Origin of the sequence: Rhizobium sp. AN68 (assembly GCF_030758035.1) — a bacterium.
GTDB lineage: Bacteria > Pseudomonadota > Alphaproteobacteria > Rhizobiales > Rhizobiaceae > Agrobacterium > Agrobacterium tumefaciens.
This window is the reverse complement of the sequence record NZ_JARWMI010000002.1, coordinates 1,861,359-1,878,417: the sequence shown is the minus strand read 5'-3', so window position 1 is coordinate 1,878,417 and position 17,059 is coordinate 1,861,359. Positions and strand designations below refer to the sequence as shown.

The 17,059-nt window shown below is 60.1% G+C and carries 10 protein-coding genes and 3 pseudogenes; 5 read left to right on the top strand and 8 right to left on the bottom strand.

Annotation, left to right across the window (positions count from 1 at the left end; genetic code table 11):
* Entirely contained in the window at positions 1 to 1,044 is a 1,044-nt protein-coding gene (locus tag RBH71_RS11955; protein WP_323687308.1) for an iron ABC transporter permease, read from the bottom strand.
* Positions 1,041 to 2,051, bottom strand: coding sequence for an iron-siderophore ABC transporter substrate-binding protein (locus tag RBH71_RS11950; RefSeq protein ID WP_112515336.1), 1,011 nt, complete (start codon positions 2,049 to 2,051; stop codon positions 1,041 to 1,043). Before RBH71_RS11950 ends, RBH71_RS11955 begins: the two co-directional genes overlap by 4 nt.
* Before the next feature lie 222 nt (positions 2,052 to 2,273).
* Here RBH71_RS11950 and RBH71_RS11945 point away from each other — a divergent pair.
* Positions 2,274 to 4,395: pseudogene (locus RBH71_RS11945) on the top strand (TonB-dependent siderophore receptor).
* 131 nt (positions 4,396 to 4,526) lie between these two features.
* Here RBH71_RS11945 and RBH71_RS11940 read toward each other — a convergent pair.
* Complete coding sequence (locus RBH71_RS11940; protein ID WP_323687307.1) at positions 4,527 to 5,420, bottom strand: AraC family transcriptional regulator; 894 nt, start codon at positions 5,418 to 5,420, stop codon at positions 4,527 to 4,529.
* A 244-nt stretch (positions 5,421 to 5,664) separates the two neighbouring features.
* On the opposite strand from RBH71_RS11940, the gene RBH71_RS11935 reads away from it, so the two are divergent.
* On the top strand, positions 5,665 to 5,841 hold the full coding sequence (locus tag RBH71_RS11935) for a hypothetical protein (protein ID WP_038495335.1): 177 nt from the start codon (positions 5,665 to 5,667) through the stop codon (positions 5,839 to 5,841).
* 56 nt (positions 5,842 to 5,897) lie between these two features.
* Here the strand turns inward: RBH71_RS11935 and katG are convergent.
* A pseudogene (katG, locus tag RBH71_RS11930) lies at positions 5,898 to 8,070 on the bottom strand (catalase/peroxidase HPI).
* 216 nt (positions 8,071 to 8,286) lie between these two features.
* On the opposite strand from katG, the gene RBH71_RS11925 reads away from it, so the two are divergent.
* Positions 8,287 to 9,207: a hydrogen peroxide-inducible genes activator gene (locus RBH71_RS11925; RefSeq protein WP_026330999.1), complete on the top strand. Its 921-nt coding sequence runs from the start codon at positions 8,287 to 8,289 to the stop codon at positions 9,205 to 9,207.
* A gap of 31 nt (positions 9,208 to 9,238) precedes the next feature.
* On the opposite strand, the gene RBH71_RS11920 is transcribed toward RBH71_RS11925, so the two are convergent.
* The 4 genes and pseudogenes from RBH71_RS11920 to RBH71_RS11905 form a co-directional block, all read right to left on the bottom strand.
* Entirely contained in the window at positions 9,239 to 9,577 is a 339-nt protein-coding gene (locus tag RBH71_RS11920; protein WP_323687388.1) for a DUF535 family protein, read from the bottom strand.
* Positions 9,578 to 9,695: 118 nt separating this feature from the next.
* Positions 9,696 to 10,043: pseudogene (locus tag RBH71_RS11915) on the bottom strand (DUF535 family protein); the annotation flags it as partial.
* 503 nt (positions 10,044 to 10,546) lie between these two features.
* On the bottom strand, positions 10,547 to 11,881 hold the full coding sequence (locus RBH71_RS11910; RefSeq protein ID WP_112236113.1) for a sensor histidine kinase: 1,335 nt from the start codon (positions 11,879 to 11,881) through the stop codon (positions 10,547 to 10,549).
* Positions 11,878 to 12,552, bottom strand: coding sequence for a response regulator transcription factor (locus RBH71_RS11905; RefSeq protein WP_004431205.1), 675 nt, complete (start codon positions 12,550 to 12,552; stop codon positions 11,878 to 11,880). Before RBH71_RS11905 ends, RBH71_RS11910 begins: the two co-directional genes overlap by 4 nt.
* Positions 12,553 to 12,741: 189 nt before the next feature.
* Between RBH71_RS11905 and RBH71_RS11900 the strand changes: the two genes are divergently transcribed.
* Positions 12,742 to 13,890 (top strand): efflux RND transporter periplasmic adaptor subunit, encoded by a 1,149-nt coding sequence (locus RBH71_RS11900; RefSeq protein ID WP_111803209.1) that lies wholly within the window; start codon positions 12,742 to 12,744, stop codon positions 13,888 to 13,890.
* 1 nt (position 13,891) lies between these two features.
* On the top strand, positions 13,892 to 17,038 hold the full coding sequence (locus tag RBH71_RS11895; RefSeq protein WP_323687306.1) for an efflux RND transporter permease subunit: 3,147 nt from the start codon (positions 13,892 to 13,894) through the stop codon (positions 17,036 to 17,038).
* Positions 17,039 to 17,059: the final 21 nt, after the last annotated feature.

The following is a 17,059-nucleotide window of genomic DNA, read 5'->3' as shown; positions in this document are numbered from 1 at the left end:
TCACAGTTCGCGTACCCGCTGACGTCTGACGATCCAGATGAAGAAAGGTGCGCCGACAAGGGCGGTGACGATACCGACATCGAGTTCAGACGGTCGCGCCACGATGCGCCCGACAATATCGGCCGCAAGCAGCAGACAGGCGCCGCCGAGCGCGGAAAACGGCAGAAGCCAGCGATTGTCGACGCCAACGAGCAGGCGGCAGAGATGCGGAACGACCAGCCCAACGAAACCGATTGGCCCGCAGATGGCAGTCGCCGCGCCGCAGAGGAGGATAGCGCCAAAGGATGCAATGGCTCTCGCGACTACGACATTCTCGCCAAGACCGGCGGCCAACTCATCACCAAGCGCCAGAGAATTCAGCTTGCGTGCCAAAAGAAGGCTGATGGAAAAACCGGCGGCGAGAAACGGCAGCACGGTCTCAATCCGGTCAAAGGTGGCACCACCGACACCGCCGATCTGCCAGGAACGGATGCCGCCGGCAATATCGCTGCGCGGCAGCACGACGGCAATGACGAGTGAGGAGAAGGCGACAGAGGTGGCGGCACCGGCCAGAGCGAGTTTCAGCGGCGTTGCCCCACCGCGTCCGAGCGAACCGACGACATAAACGAAAACCGCAGCTGCACCTGCCCCGACAATCGCCGTGATGATAAAGGCCTGCGCCGAGGCAATGCCGAACCAGACGATGGCGATAACGACGGCAAGTGATGCGCCCATATTGACGCCAAGAATACCGGGATCGGCAAGCGGATTGCGCGTAACGCCCTGCATGATGGCGCCAGCGAGCCCGAGCGCTGCCCCGGACAGCAGGGCAAGCAGCGTTCGCGGCAGGCGAACCGCGACAGCCGCTTCCGCCACCGTCTCGACGCGACCGGCAAGCGCTGCCGTGATGTCAGCGAACGTGACGTCACGGGTGCCAATCGCCACGGAAAGCGCACATAGCAGCACCAGAAGCGCCAGCACGGCGCTGAGCCATGCGGTCCGCATGCGGTTGGAGCGGCCGCTCGGCAGCACGGCCGGACCTTTGGCAGGCCCTTCCATTGTCATTTCGCTTTACCGGAGGACTTATCCGCTGCTTTCGCCAGAAGATCGGCGTAGTCCTTCAAAACCCAGGAAATCGACAGCGGTGTGGGATTGGATGCGGTGCCGAGCGGATCACGCCCCAGCATGACGATGGCGTCATGGGCAACGGCGGGCATGCGGGCAAGCAGCGGATCGGCCCGCATCGCCTTGAGCAGTGGCTGGCTACCATAGGTCACGACGATATCGACATCGTCGAAGGCATCGACTCGCTCGGCGCTGACGCCGGCGGCGAATTGCCCCGGTTTCGTCGCCTCCGCCACGCTCTTCGGCGAGGTCAGCCCAAGATCGGTGAAAAATTTCACCCGGCTGTCATTGGCGGTATAAAAATTGACGACACTGAGATTGGTGGCGTCGAGATGGGTGACGAACATCGCAGACTTGCCCTTCAGCTGCGGATGGCCGGCAGCCACCTGCGCGATCTCACCCTCGATGCGTTTGATTAGCGCCTCACCTTCCGCCGCCATGCCAAGCCCGGCACTGTTCAGCCGGATCATCTCGCGCCAGTCGGTTGCCCACGGTGACACGGGATAGGCAACGACCGGTGCGATCTGGCTTAGCGTATCGTAGTCGGACTGGCTGAGGCCGGAATAGGCGGCGAGGATGACATCCGGCTGCGTTGCCGCCACGGCCTCGAAATCGATACCATCACCCTCATCAAACAGAACAGGCTTTGCAGCACCCATTTCAGAAAGCTGCTTCGCTACCCACGGCAGCAATCCATCACCGTCATCATCGCCGAAATTGGCAGCGGCAAAACCGACGGGCACGATGCCGAGCGCCAGCGGCACCTCGTGGTTTGCCCAGGCGACGGTCGCGACACGCTGAGGCTTCCTCGCAATCGTGGTCGTACCGAAGGCGTGTTTGATGACGACGGGATAGCGCGTCGCCTCTTCCGCCGAGGCAATGGCTGGCGCGATCATCGACAGGAAAAACACGAATGCCGGCGCGAGGCAGCGAAACAGGAAAAGCATGGGCGAAGCTCTCAACGGTTCAAAAGTGGACTTGAACTCTCAGCTTCACATGCCCCCGTCAACCCCGGTGAGGAAATGCCGCCACAACAGTGGTGAAATTTCCGGGGTTTTGTACAAAACCGCAAAAAGTTACAATACCGGACAAACTTTCTCAAGTTATTGGGCGCTTCGAGAGCGGGCCGTGGAAGCGGCGATTGGGGCATCAACTTCTGGAATTTAGCAATGAAAACTGAAATGAATGGCGTCAACGGCGGGACCGCGCGACTGCGCTACGGGCAGGCAGCCCTTCTTGCCTGCACGGCGCTTGTGACGGTACTGCCCGCTCGTTCGCTGGCGCAGGAGGCCGCCAATACGGGCGGAAGCACGGTTCTCGAGCGCATCACCATCGACAGCGGTGACAATGACCAGAAGTCGATCGTCGCCACCCGCACCACAAGCGGAAGCAAGATGGCAACCGACATTCTCGATACGCCGGCCGCCGTTTCCGTCATCACCGCCAAGGAAATGCAGCAGCGTGGCGTGCAGACCGTGGAAGAAGCCTTGCAATACACGGCAGGTGTGACCACGGATTTCTACGGCTCGGACGACCGTTTCGACTATTTCAAGATTCTGCGGTTTCGACGCCTACACCTATCGCGACGGGCTGACGCTCGGCCGTCCCTTCGGCGCGCTGCGCGAAGAGACCTATGCCTATGAGCGCGTGGAAGTCCTGAAGGGCGGCAATTCCACGACCTTTGGCGTATCCGATCCCGGCGGTTCGGTGAACTACTCGACCAAGGTTCCCAAACGCAGCCGCTTTGGTGAGGCCTATGTGACAGGCGGTTCCTATAGCCGCGCTGAAACCGGCTTCGATTTCGGCGACAACATCACCAGCGACGATACCCTGTCATACCGCCTGACCGGCAAGCTCAGAAATGCCGACGCGGAATATGACTATTCCCGCGACGATGAAAAATTCTTCATGGGCGGCCTGACATGGCGGCCCACCGATGCCACCAGCCTCACCGTCGTTTACGATCATCTCAACAAGGACGGCGTTCCCGGCGGCGGCGGCCATCCGGTCGGCTCGCATTTCGACAGGAGCCGTTTCTTCGGTGAACCGGACTATAATTACCGCGGCACCAACCGCAATTCGCTGAGCGTGATGTTCGACCATGATTTCGGCTCTGGCCTGACGCTGAGTTCGAACGCGCGCTACAGCAAGGCAAATACCGATTTCGGTTATGCGTATATCTCGTCCACACCGACCAATGGCTCGACCATCGCCAACCGTTCCTATTTCGGCAACGAGACCGAAACCGAGAATTTCCTGATCGACACCCGGCTGCAATATGACGCGACGTTCGAAAGCGTCGAAAGCCGCAGCCTTGTCGGCGTTTTTTATAACGACTACTCGTCCGGCAGCAAAAGCTACTTCGGTTCTGCGCCAGGCATCAACTGGCTGAACCCGGTCTATACCGGTGCGCCCGCTTCGGTGCCGCTCTACGCCAGCTCGCTGACGGATCAAAAGACAAGGGCAATCTACCTCCAGCAGGACCTGACCTTCTTCGACAGGCTGACCGTCAGCGCCGGTCTGCGCAATGACTGGATCGACACCGACCAGACCAACAGGCTGAACGGCACGACGGCAAGCGGCGATATCAGCGAACTGACAAAGCGCATCGGCGTGTCTTACAAGGTCACGAACGAGATCGCGCCCTATATCAGCTACGCCGAATCCGTGGTGCCGGCCTCGGGCCTGACCGTTGAGCCCGAACGCGGTGAGCAGATCGAGCTTGGCGTGAAGTATCGCCCGGATGCCTTCCCTGCCCTGTTCACGGTATCGATCTACGACCTCAAGAAGAACAATATTACCGTCACCAGCCCGATCACCAGCCTGCCCACCACCATCGGCGAGGTGCGCGTGCGCGGTCTCGACCTCGAGGCCAAGGCGGAAGTTACCGACGAGCTGAGCCTGACGGCGGCCTATTCCTATCTCAACGCGGAAATCACCGAAAACGGCATCGCTGGCAATGTCGGCAACCGCCCGCAATTCGTGCCTGAACATCAGGCCTCGCTTTGGGTAAACTACACGCTGGCCGGCAACGACAAACGCGGCGACATGACCTTCGGGCTCGGCGGACGCTTCACCGGCTCGTATTATTTTGATGACGCGAACAAGGTTTCGACCGGCAGCAGCGTGACCATGGACGCAGCGTTCAGCTACAAAATCCAGGAAACCACCTCGCTGGAGGTGAATGTCTCCAACCTCTTCAACGAGAAGCACGTCTCTTATGGCGGTTTCGGCGCAGACTTCTACAACCCCGGCCGAGCGTTCTCAGCTACGCTGCGCAAGACGTGGTGAGGGTAAGTATATCTCTACTTTTCAACATACTACGTAACCATCCTAACGTTCCACGTCATGACCTGGGGTGACGTGGAACGAAGCTCGAGGCATGCGCCGAACCCGCTCCGCATAGACGGCAAGGCGACCATTCAAAGCAGCCTGTGCATGCGCCGCCAGGCGGCTGGCGTATTGCCCACGGACTGGCGGAAGGCTTTGGTCAAATGGGCCTGATCGGAAAAGCCTAGCTGGGCAGCGATATCGGCCACCGTGAGATCGCCTTCGAGCAACAGTTTCTGGGCAAGGCTTATCCGCCGCTCCAGTTGCCATTGCAGCGGCGTCTTGCCCGTTGTCTGGCGGAACACGGTTGCGAACCAGCTTTCCGAAAGCCCGACGATGTCGGCCATTTCTGCAACCGTCATGCGGTCGTCACCGCGGCTTTCGACACGGGCAAGCAGCTTGTTCATCTGCGCCTGCGTCAGCCTGCCATTTACCTGTTCCGGCGAAGTTCCGGGAATATCGAGGAGACCGGCAACGATGCTGCCAACAAGGCTTTCCGCATAGACCGCATGTTTCGAAGGCTCGGCGAGTTCATCGACAAGCAGTCCAGCCAGTGTTTCGACAGAGCCGATATCCTGTATCTCGACCGGGCGGCGCAAGGCTGTCATCGCCGCCGAACTGCCGACCGATGGCGACAGGAAACGCAGCAGACGGTCCTTGTGGATATGCAGATTGAGGTGCGAAAACCGGTGCGTAGCGTTGCTGCTCGTCCACATGGGAACACCGGCCGGCACATAGACCGCCCGCGTCATGGGGCGGGAATGCTGCGTGAACTCGCCGTCGCGGTTGGAAATGCTGATGCGCGACGAGACATCGTTGAAAAATATCATGATACGTGGATCGGCGGCCAGGTAATAACCCTTCGCGCCCATCTGGCTCTCTGCCTCCCAGAAGGCGCTGACGAGCCCGTCCAGTTGGCGCCATTTGACCGGCGCAGTGACGCTGATCCCTTCCGTGTGCCAGGTCATGGAGTGCCAGAAACTCAATGCGGGTACCGTTCAGTTGTCGAGCCGAGGTTGTAAGACATGCGCGTCACGATAACGGCGCCGCACGCTCCACCACATGAGGCCGCAATAACATGACTTATCAATTCATGTTAATAGCAAAGATGGTTGTAATGCAAAACATTGCTGTGCTGCCAGTCGATCCCGCTCCAATGTGAGCCTTGGAACCTCTGCCCCGACCAGCCGTTTGATCTCCAGACAAATGAAATCACGAAGGGAGATCAGTATGAACGACAAAAAGGAACCCGGCGATTTCGCCGACAAGAAGCGCGAAGAGCAGGGCCGCGGCGTCATCGTCGCTGGGCCGGATGCGCATGAGAATGAAAAGGGCGGCAAGGCGCCGGGGGATAGTGGCGAAAAGCCATCACCCGAAAAACCGGTTCCATCCTCCGACCGCAGATAGAAAATTGCCCCTCCCTGATCGCTCAGGGAGGGGCTTTTTTGGACTAGTCAGCCTTATCAGACAAGGTCGAAACGGTCGGCGTTCATGACCTTCGTCCAGGCGGCGACGAAATCACGCACGAACTTTTCCTTGTTGTCGTCCTGCGCGTAAACTTCCGCGTAGGCACGCAGGATGGAGTTGGAGCCGATAACGAGGTCCACGCGGGTCGCCGTATATCGGGTTGCTCCGGACTTGCGATCGCGAATCTCATAGAGATTGCCGCCGGTCGGAACCCAGGAATAGGCCATATCCGTCAGCGTTGCGAAGAAATCAGTGGTCAGAGCACCTGGGGTCTGCGTGAACACACCATGCGCTGCGCCGCCGTAATTGGCGCCAATGACGCGCAGGCCACCGATGAGAACGGTCAGTTCCGGCGCCGTGAGACCCAGAAGCTGAGCGCGGTCCAGCAGCAGTTCTTCGGGGCTGACGACATAGTCCTTCTTCACCCAGTTGCAGGAAACCATCCGCCAGCGGCTCGAGCGGCGCAAAGCTGTCTGCATCAGTCTGCTCGGCTGAGGCATCGCCACGACCGGGTGCAAAAGGCACGGCGACATCGAAGCCGGCTGATTTCGCCGCCTGCTCAACACCGTAGTTGCCTGCGAGAACGATGACATCAGCGATGCTGGCGCCGGTTTCACGGGCAATCGGCTCCAGCACCGAAAGCACATGGGCCAAACGGGCGGGCTCGTTGCCTTCCCAGTCCTTCTGCGGCGCTAGGCGGATGCGCGCACCATTGGCGCCGCCGCGCTTGTCCGAACCACGGAAGGTACGGGCGCTGTCCCATGCGGTCGAGACCAGATCGGCGACCGCCAGACCGGAAGCGGCGATCTTTGCCTTTACGGCAGCGACATCGTAGCTCGTGGAACCTGCCGGGATGGGATCCTGCCAGATCAGGTCTTCTGCGGGAACATCCGGGCCGAAGTAGCGGGACTTCGGGCCCATGTCGCGGTGGGTCAGCTTGAACCATGCGCGGGCAAAGACCTCGGAGAAGTGGTCCTGGTCATCCTTGAACTTCAGCGAAATCTCGCGGTAGATCGGATCGACCTTCAGGGCCATGTCGGCATCGGTCATCATCGGGATGGTGCGGATCGAGGGATCCTCGACGTCAACAGGCTTGTCCTCTTCGGCAATGGTGATCGGCGCCCACTGGGACGCGCCAGCCGGGCTGTGCGTCAATGTCCACTCATGCTTGAACAGCATCTCGAAGAAGCCGTTGTCCCACTTGGTCGGTTCGCTTGTCCAGGCACCTTCAATACCGGACACCACGGTGTCACGGCCGATGCCGCGACCCTTGGTGTTGATCCAGCCTAGACCCTGATATTCGGGGCCTGCTGCTTCCGGATCGGGGCTGAGGTTGGCGGCGCTGCCATTGCCGTGCGACTTGCCGATGGTGTGGCCGCCTGCGGTGAGCGCGACGGTTTCTTCGTCATCCATGCCCATACGGGCAAAGGTTTCGCGCATCTGCGCGGCTGTCGCCAGCGGATCGGACTTGCCGTTGACGCCTTCCGGATTGACGTAGATGAGACCCATCTGCACGGCGGCAAGCGGATTTTCCAGCGTCTCGGGCTTGGTCACGTCACCGTAACGACCATCGCTCGGTGCCAGCCATTCCTTTTCGTCACCCCAATAGGTGTCCTTTTCGGGAGCCCAGATATCTTCGCGGCCGAAGGCGAAACCGAATGTCTTCAGACCCGCAACGTCATAAGCGATCGTTCCGGCGAGCGCGATGAGATCGGCCCAGGAAATCTTGTTGCCGTATTTTTTCTTGATCGGCCACAGCAGGCGGCGGCCCTTATCGGTGTTCACATTATCAGGCCAGGAATTGAGCGGTGCAAAGCGCTGGTTGCCGGTGTTGGCGCCGCCGCGTCCGTCCGTCACGCGGTAAGAACCGGCCGCATGCCAGGTCACGCGGGCCATCATGCCCACATAGCTGCCCCAGTCGGCCGGCCACCAGTCCTGGCTTTCCGTCATCAGGGCGCGCAGATCGGCCTTCAGGGCTTCCACGTCGAGCGTCTTTAGCGCTTCGCGGTAATTGAAGGAGGTGCCGAGCGGATTGGTCTTGGTGTCGTGCTGATGCAGGATATCGAGGTTCAGCGCGTTCGGCCACCATTCGGTAACCGATTTACCGGAGGCCGTATTGCCTCCATGCATGACGGGACACTTGCCAGCCGGTTTTGAAGTTGCGTCCATTTCGCCCTCCGATGGGTTTAGTAATTAAACGACATAGTCAATTCGACATGCGCAGCATGTTGGAACCACAGCCCACAGCAGGTCATCCTTACGGAAAGCGCGCAGTGACGCTGGTGATACCGAACAGCTACATCCTCTTTCTGTCATGACGATGACTAACAGCCGGGTTCCATAATTTCCAATTGTATATTCTAAAGGCTGCGATATGCTCAGCTTATGATTGGACTATCGATGAAACACCTGCGTTATTTCGACGCCTTGGCGAAGATCGGCCATTTCGGGCGGGCAGCGGAGGCGTGCTCCATTTCCCAGCCAGCACTTTCGCTACAGATCAGGGAACTGGAAGAGCTGATCGGCGCGCCGCTCGTCGAACGGGGCAGCCGCCAGATCAGGCTGACCGCTCTCGGCGATGAATTCGCCGAACGCACCCGCCTGATCCTGCGTTCAGTGGATGAATTGCAGGATTTGGCGAGGGCAAGGCACGGCCCGCTCAGCGGCCGCCTGCGCATCGGCGTCATTCCAACGGTCGCGCCCTATCTTTTACCGCAGGTCATCAAGACGCTCACCCGGCATTATCCGGGACTGGAAACGCGTCCGCGCGAAGCGGTGACACAGAAACTGATCGAGGACCTCCTGGAAGCCCGGCTGGACATGGCAATCGTCGCGCTTCCGGTGTCCGAAGCGTCGCTGGAAGAGGTTCCGCTGTTTTCCGAGGAATTCATTCTGGTCCGGCCGATGGAGGATGCGGGGATGCCGGTGCCGAGCGCTGGCAAGCTCGGTGAAATGCGCCTGCTGCTGCTCGAGGAAGGCCATTGTTTCCGCAATCAGGCACTGTCTTTCTGCAGTACAACGAACGCGCCGCCGCGCGTGCTGATGGAGGGCAGTTCGCTCTCGACGCTGGTCCAGATGGTCGGCGCCGGCATCGGCGTCACGCTCATTCCGCAGATGGCTGTCGATATGGAAACGCGGCAATCCACCGTCTCGGTATTTCGGCTGGCAGAGCCAAGACCATCCCGCACCATCGGCATGGTGTGGCGCAAGAGCAATCCGCTCTCGGCGCAGTTTACCCACATTGCCGAGATCGTCCGCGAATGCGGCCTGCAAAAACTCGGCCGTGCTGCCGATGCAGCGGCATGACGGTGTCGACGACCAACTCGGATCTGTGGCCTCAACTCTTCGCAGCACTCCCAGCTTTACCCTCGCAAAGCCGGTCGGCCATGGCAAAAAAGGCAAGCTTCATCTTGCTGCGTTTGTCCGCGCCCTCGAGGGTTGAAACCGGTACCTGAAAACCGAACACGTCGTCCGGCTCGGCGGAACGTTCCCGCCAGAATGCGTCTATGTCGGAAAGCAACATTCTCTGCCGCCGCGCGCGACGATAATTGATCGGATGTCTGGCGTGGGAGACTGCGAAATAGGAACCCGCTTCCGTCTCTATTAGACCTTGCAGCAGCATCAAAACGGCATCCTTCGGGCGAAGACCCGCAAGGTCGCGCGTTACTGCCACCATCTCCTGCTTTGCGGCGCGTGGCCCCTGCATGCCGCCAACGGCAATCGTCCTGTACCCTCCCCCCATCCTGCGTCACGAAGATAAACTTCGTCGTCCACAAGGTGACGTCGTCACGGGTTCTGATCAGCCGAACCGCGAGAGCGCCTTCGTGGCGGCCGCCACATAAATCCGCAAGAGCAAGCGTGCAGCGATATTCGTCAGCACGGCCGCCTAGGGTGCCGATTTCGATCGTTTTTCCACTCCAGAGCGCAGCCATAACCTCTCTGGAAAAACAATCGCTGGCGATGACGAAATTCTTCATGAGAAAATCCAGCCGTCTTCCATAGGAGATTTTGCCGACGAGGAATTTCGACAGGGGTTTCTGAAGAAGCTCGTCATGCGGCGGTGGCAGTTTTTGCGTCGCCGAGAATCGTGACAGAAACCGCCACCACCGCAGGGTTACAAGCGGATGAGCCAAAAAACGCATCCAGAAAAGGAAGCCCCGTTTCCAATGAGCGCGCATAACGAAGGTCGCAACGCTCCAGGCCAGGGGAAAACGGAGGAGTTCCAGCCCATCGCCAGTCATGGTTTGCGCAGCGATGACCGGCTCGGGTTTCGCCGAGTTTTTTTCCGCAGCGAATGCGGCGATTTCAGTATGCGACATCGTAAAATTCCGGGGAGTATGACTGTTTGGACTGGGGCGTGGAGTGATTTGGCCGGGACTGTGCGCGCCCAGGATGAACCGAATATGAAATCGGATTGGTGCTCTGCTGCGATTATTGGCGCTGCAGCATTGCGCGAGGTTCCGGGCCGGCGACGCGCTTTCTACGCGCCGTCTTCTCGCCGGAAATCCGGAAGAAAACGATCCGGTGGGTGTGTCACTGTGTGTACTCCGGTTGGCACGGTTGATCCCGTGCCCACACATTATGACCGCGAACGTTGCGGCAGCATTACAATCGCCGCGACCGGTCTACAGCGCGCAAAGCGCAATCAGAATCGAACCCGGAACGTGCTTCCAGAGGGGTTGCTTTCCAGCACGATACGGCCGTTATGATTGGCGACGATCTTCTTGACGAGGCTGAGGCCAAGTCCGGCACCCGTGCTTTTCGGCGTGACCCGATAGAAAGGTTCGAATATCCGCTCCTGCTGGTCCTCGGGTATGCCCTGCCCCTCGTCGGAAATCGCGATTTCGCCGTTTGCGAGAACCGAGACATGGATCAGCCCCTTGTTTCCACCATGGTCGATGGCGTTGCGCACGATATTGCTGATGGCGCGCGGCAGGGCGAAGGGGTTGCCTTGCATGTCGTATTTTTCGATCTGCGTTTCGAAGGAGATGTCGTAACCTGCCGAAAGCGCAAGCGGCGCGAGCTCTGCCACAACCGTTTTGGCGATATCGACAAGGTCCACCGCCTCGCGCCGGTCGTTCACCTGATCGTTTCGCTCAAAGGCAAGAAGCTGTTCGGCGGTTTCACCGAGCCGCGCGACATCCTCCATCAGGCGCTGCTGGTCAGGTCCGGGCAGGCCCTCTATCCGGGTCTGCATGATTGCAATCGGCGTCCTCAATTCGTGCGCGGCATCGATCAGAAAACGTTGCCGCGCCTGGAACTGCTCTTCGAGCCGCTCGAGAACGCTGTTGAAGGAAACGATCAACGGAACGACTTCGCGCGGCACATCTTCGACGGGAAGCTTCGAACCCGGTCGTCGCGGGTCGATCTCCGGTGCTTTTTTGACGACGGAGCTCAGGCCAGCAAGCGCCCGGCGCACGATGTGTGGCACGGAGAAAAACACCGCAGGCAAAAGAACCGCCAGGAGGGGGACGTAAATCGGATAGGTGCCGGCAAGAAGCGTCAGAAACGACGCTCGTGCATTAGAGGTTCCGCCGAACATGATCCTGACGGGTCCCGACGTCGTCTCGATACTTTCAGCCGAAGCAACCTCGGATATGCCGCTGCCGCCGCGAATATCGGCGTCCGTCATCAGATGAACGTAGCGTGCCAGTTCGGCATAAACAGCCGGTACGGTTCCGAAGGTCGCCGCGTGACCGTCAGGTGTCGAGACCACGAACCACAACGTCTCATTCTTCGCTTTCAAGGCGCGTAATGCCGGTCCTTCGGTAACGACCAGACCCTTTTGCGGATCAAGCGAAAGCGACTCGTCAAGCGTCGCCGACAAATCGTTCCAGAGCCCGATATTGGGCGAGAGCTTCATCACCCCGTAAACGCAAAGCCCGACGATGACGACAGCGATCATGGAGGAGACGACAATGCTGAGCTGCCAGCTCAATTGCCACCACAAGGACGGATTGGACTTGCCCTGCGCTTTCATGTGTCTTCCCTGAGCAGATAACCGATGCCGCGAATATTATGCACGCTGACCCCGGCCGAAGCGTCGAGCAGGCGTTTGCGCAGTCTCGATATATGCGCATCGAGCGCATTGGACTGGATTTCCTCCTCGTAATTGTACACGGCCGCCTCAAGCGTCGAGCGCAGCACGGATTTGCCTTTTCGTTTCGCCAGCGTGATGAGGACCATCAGCTCGCGCCTTGGCAGATCGAAGGGAAGCGAGTTGATCGTGACGCTGAGATGAAGCGGATCGATCACGATGCGGCCTGCAGCGATCTGCGACGGGGCGATGCTTGCCGGCCTTCTCAAAACCGCGCGCAGCCGCGCCAGCAGTTCGCCGACGAGAAACGGCTTGCCGAGATAGTCGTCGGCACCGCCATTCAGCCCCTCGATCCGCTCCTCCGGTTCGTTCATCGCCGTCAATAAAATGATCGGCGTATCGATACCGGCGCGGCGCAGCTTTGGAATGAAGGTCAGCCCCTCCCCGTCCGGCAGACGACGGTCGAGCAGAATGGCATCATAGACATGCTGGCGCGCCAGCTCCATCGCATCGCCGAGCCGCATCGTATGGTCGATGACGATCCCCTGCTTGCCGAGCGTCGTCGACAGCGCATCCGCCATTTCCTTTTCGTCCTCAATCAACAGAAGTCTCATTTGCCACCGTCCCTTCGCCCCCTCCTTGTCTGCCAGAAAGGTTGCGGCAGTATTGCGGCGCAGAAGATGCGGGCGGGTAATGCTGCTGCAATTATGAACACTTATCCAGAAGCCATCAGCCTGGAAGACAGGCGACATGACCGCTCGATCGGCGGTCACAGGATGAGTTTTGCCTGGAAGGATTATGTCATGTGGGTGAAAAGAACGATCAAGGCGGGGATCGCGCTTGCGGGCTGCGCTCTCGTCGTCACGGCTCTTGATCCGGCGCGCGGAAGCGTCGATGCGAACGAGCGCGTCAAGGGGATCGTGGCGTCAACCTCGATGAGCCCGGCCGGTATCCCGTTCGAACTGACGGCTGCGGAAATCGCAAGGATCGGCACACGAGCGATGGCGGAGCGGCTCAGCATCAGTGGCGAACTTCAGCCGGTCAGCCGTGTCGTGATCCGCGCCCGCGAGGCTGGAAAAATTCTCGAGATGAACGTCCGGGACGGACAGGCGGTGCGGGCGGGCGACCTGCTGGTACGGTTCGAAACCGAGGAACTGCAATCGACTCTCCTGCTGCGGCAGAGTGATCGGGATGCGGCCGAGGCCGAACTGACACTGGCGATGCAGGCCCTCACCCGAACCGAACAGCTAGCGTCAAAAAACATCGCATCGGCTGAACAGCTCGACAAGGCGAAGAGCGATGTCGTTGTGAAAACGGCAAGGCTTCAGAGCCTTTCGGCGCAGGTGGATATCGCCCGCCTTGCCCTTCGCAATGCCGAAATCCGCGCGCCTTTTGATGGCACCATTACTCGCCGGCAGGCAGAAACCGGCTCCCGCGTCAGTGTCGATGGTGAACTCATGACGCTGGTCGATACAAGTATGCTTGAGGCGAAGGTTCTCGTTGCCACGCGCGACATCCCACGTGTCGCCGTTGGCCAGACCGCCGAACTCGATATTGACGGCATCGGCGGACAGCCTCTCAGAAGCACCGTTGAGCGCATCAGCCCGGTTGCCGAAGACGGGACGCGCTTTGTCGCCATCTATCTGCGGCTTGCCAACCGCGACGGCCGGCTGTGGGGAGGAATGTTCGCCAGCGGGTCCATCCTCGTGCGCGAAAAAAACGATGCGCTTGTCGTTCCTGCAATCGCGCTTCGCGAAGACGAAACCGGCTATCACGTCCTTAAAGTCCTGAACGGCCACCTTCGCCGCCAGACGGTGGCGGTGGGATCGCGCTGGAACGATGGCAGCCTGATCGAGATAGGCGCCGGTCTACAGGACGGTGAGACGATCCTGACCGCACCGCTTCCCGAATTGCAGCCCGACATGGCTGTTACGGTCGACAAGGCAGGCTGAGATGTTTCTGACCCGCATATCCGTCTCCCACCCCGTTTTCGCCAGCATGATGATGGTGGCGCTTCTGGTCATGGGTCTTTTCTCGTTGCAGCGGCTGGGGCTCGACCTTTACCCCAATGTCGACGTTCCGGTCGTTGTGGTGTCCACCGCTTATCCGGGCGCCACGCCGGAAACGGTGGAGACAGAATTGACGCGCCCGGTCGAGGATGCGCTGAACGCCATCGGCGGTCTGGACGAGATCACGTCAACCTCCTACGAGGGACGCTCTGTCGTCGTCGCAAAATTCAAGCTCGAGGTTAAGAGCGCGACCGCGGCACAGGACGTGCGCGACAAGATCGCCGCCATCGACGCGAATTTCCCGCAAGAGGCCAAAAAGCCGGTCATATCCAGGTTCGATCCCGCCGCCGAGCCTATCCTGTCGGTGGCGATAAGCTCGACGTCGCTCGACGTACCCGCACTCACCACCCTTGCCGACCAGAAGGTGGTGCGGCAACTGACGACTGTTCCCGGCGTCGGGCAGGCAACGCTGGTCGGCGCCCGCAAGCGGCAGATCGACATCGTGATCGACGACACCCGCATGCGCGCGCTTGGGATCGGGATTAACGAGGTGGTGAGCGCGCTACGCACCGGCAATAGCAACAGCCCGGCTGGAAGCCTTGTCGATACCGTTTCCGAACGCACGATCCAGGTGCAGGGCCGCATCGCAGAACCGCAGGCGCTGCTGGACATGGTCGTCGCCCGGCGCGGTGGCGCAGCCATTTATCTTCGCGACATCGCCGCACTCTCCGAGGGGGCTGCCGACCCCGAAAACCGTGCCCTCTATAATAGCCAGACTGCGCTGGCGATCGACATCGTCAAGGTTCAGGGTGCCAACACGGTTCAGGTTGTCGCGGATGTGAGAAAGCGCCTGGACGCCCTCAATGCCGACCTTGTTCCGCAAAACGTGCAGTTGCGAGTCATTACGGACACATCCATTCCCATTCGGGAATCCGTCACGCAGGTGCAGACGACGTTGATAGAAGGGGCGGCACTTGCCGTGGCCATCGTCTTCCTGTTCCTCAATTCCTGGCGCAGCACCGTCATCACCGGACTGACGCTGCCGATCGCGATCATCGGCACGCTTGCGGTCATTGATGTTATGGGCTTCACGCTCAATACACTGAGCCTCCTGGCGCTGACGCTTTCCATCGGCATTCTGGTGGATGACGCCATCGTCGTGCGCGAAAACATCACCCGTCACCTTCACATGGGGAAATCCCATATCCGCGCAGCACTCGACGGCACGAACGAAATAGGACTTGCGGTTATCGCGACAACGGCGACAATCGTGGCGGTCTTCCTGCCTGTCGCTTTCATGGACGGCATCGTCGGTCGGTTCTTCTATGAATTCGGCATCACCGTTTCAGCTGCCGTGCTGATCTCGCTTTTCGTCGCCTTCACGCTCGATCCGATGCTGTCGAGCGTCTGGTACGATCCGGATGCGCAACCCAACGCCCCGCGCGGGCCGGTGGGCCGGCTGATCGCCCGTTTCGATCACGGCTTCGAATGGCTCGCCGATCAATATCGGCACGTGATCGGCTGGACATTGCACCACCGGCTCGTCACCCTGCTCGTCACATCAGGCATTTTTGTCGGCAGCCTGCTCATGGTGCCGTTGGTCGGTGCGGAATTCGTCCCGAATACGGATGAAGGCCGCTTCCAGATCAACGTCACGGCACCGGTCGGCTCCTCGCTGGATTACACCACGGCGAAGGTGCGGCAGGTCGAGAAGGCACTCCAGGAATTCCCGGAAGTCGAGATGCTCTATTCCACCGTCAATACCGGCGGCACCGTCGGTAAACATCGCGCCGCCGTTCTGGTGGGACTGGTGCCGCCGGAGATGCGCACCCGAACTCCGGTCACGCTGGCCGATCCGATCCGCAAACGCCTGTCGGCCATATCGGGCATAGAGGTCGCGATCCTGCAAAACGGTCTTGGCGGTGGCGAAAGCCCCGTCCAGCTCAGCATTCTTGGCGACGACCGGGCGATCCTCGAAAAGATCGCGGACGGTCTGATGGAAGACATGAAAAAAATCCCCGGCCTGGTGGATGTGACCTCGAGCACCCGCGACGTGACCTCCATCCTTTCGGTACGCCTGAAACGCGAGGCGGCAAGCGATCTCGGCATTTCCCGATCCGATCTTGCCGCAGCGCTCTCGCCGCTCATCGCCGGTGAGGACCTGTCGAAATGGACGGATGCGGGCGGTAACAGCTACGACATCGTCGTGCGCCTGCCCGGCGAGCGCCGTGCCGACACGGCGAGGATCAGCGAGTTGATGATCGCCGCCAGCCGCACGGCATCCAACGGCTCGCCCCTGATGGTACGTCTGGATCAGGTCGCCGATATCACCACCGTGGAAGCACCCGCCGAAATCCGCCGCATCGACAATCGCCGCGAGGTGCTGGTTTCGGCCAACATATCCGGACGAGCGCTTGGCGAAGTGACAGATGTGTTGAAAAACCTTACCGCCGCCCGCGACCTGCCGGACGGCTACCGTATCCGTTTCGGCGGCGACGCCGAAACCATGGAGGAGACGGTTGGCCACATGGTAATCGCGCTCGCAATGGCGGTCATCTTCATCTACATCGTGCTCGCCTCGCAATTCGGCAGCTTCCTGCAACCGCTCGCCATCATGGCGTCGCTGCCGCTGTCTCTCATCGGCGTCCTCGTCGGGCTCTTGGTTGCCGGCAGCACGATCAACATGTTCTCGCTGATCGGCTTCATCATGCTGATGGGCCTCGTTACAAAGAACGGCATCCTGCTTGTCGATTTCGCTAACCGCGAAAGGAAGCGTGGACTTTCGCTCAACGAAGCGCTGGCAAGCGCCGGCATCATCCGCTTCCGCCCGATCATCATGACGACACTTGCGATGATTTTCGGGATGATTCCGCTCGGGCTGGCCGTGGGCGGTGGCGGGGCGCAGCGCGCGCCGATGGCGCACGCAGTAATCGGCGGCCTCATCAGCTCCACCCTACTCACCCTGATCGTCGTGCCGACAATCCTGTCTTACATCGACAGCATCACCCGGCGTTTCGCCCGCCTGCTACCGAAGGCACCGGACGAGATGGGGGAGACGGGATCGACCGAACGTCCATCTTCACCATCCTAGGTTCGCTGGTGGTGTTTGCCG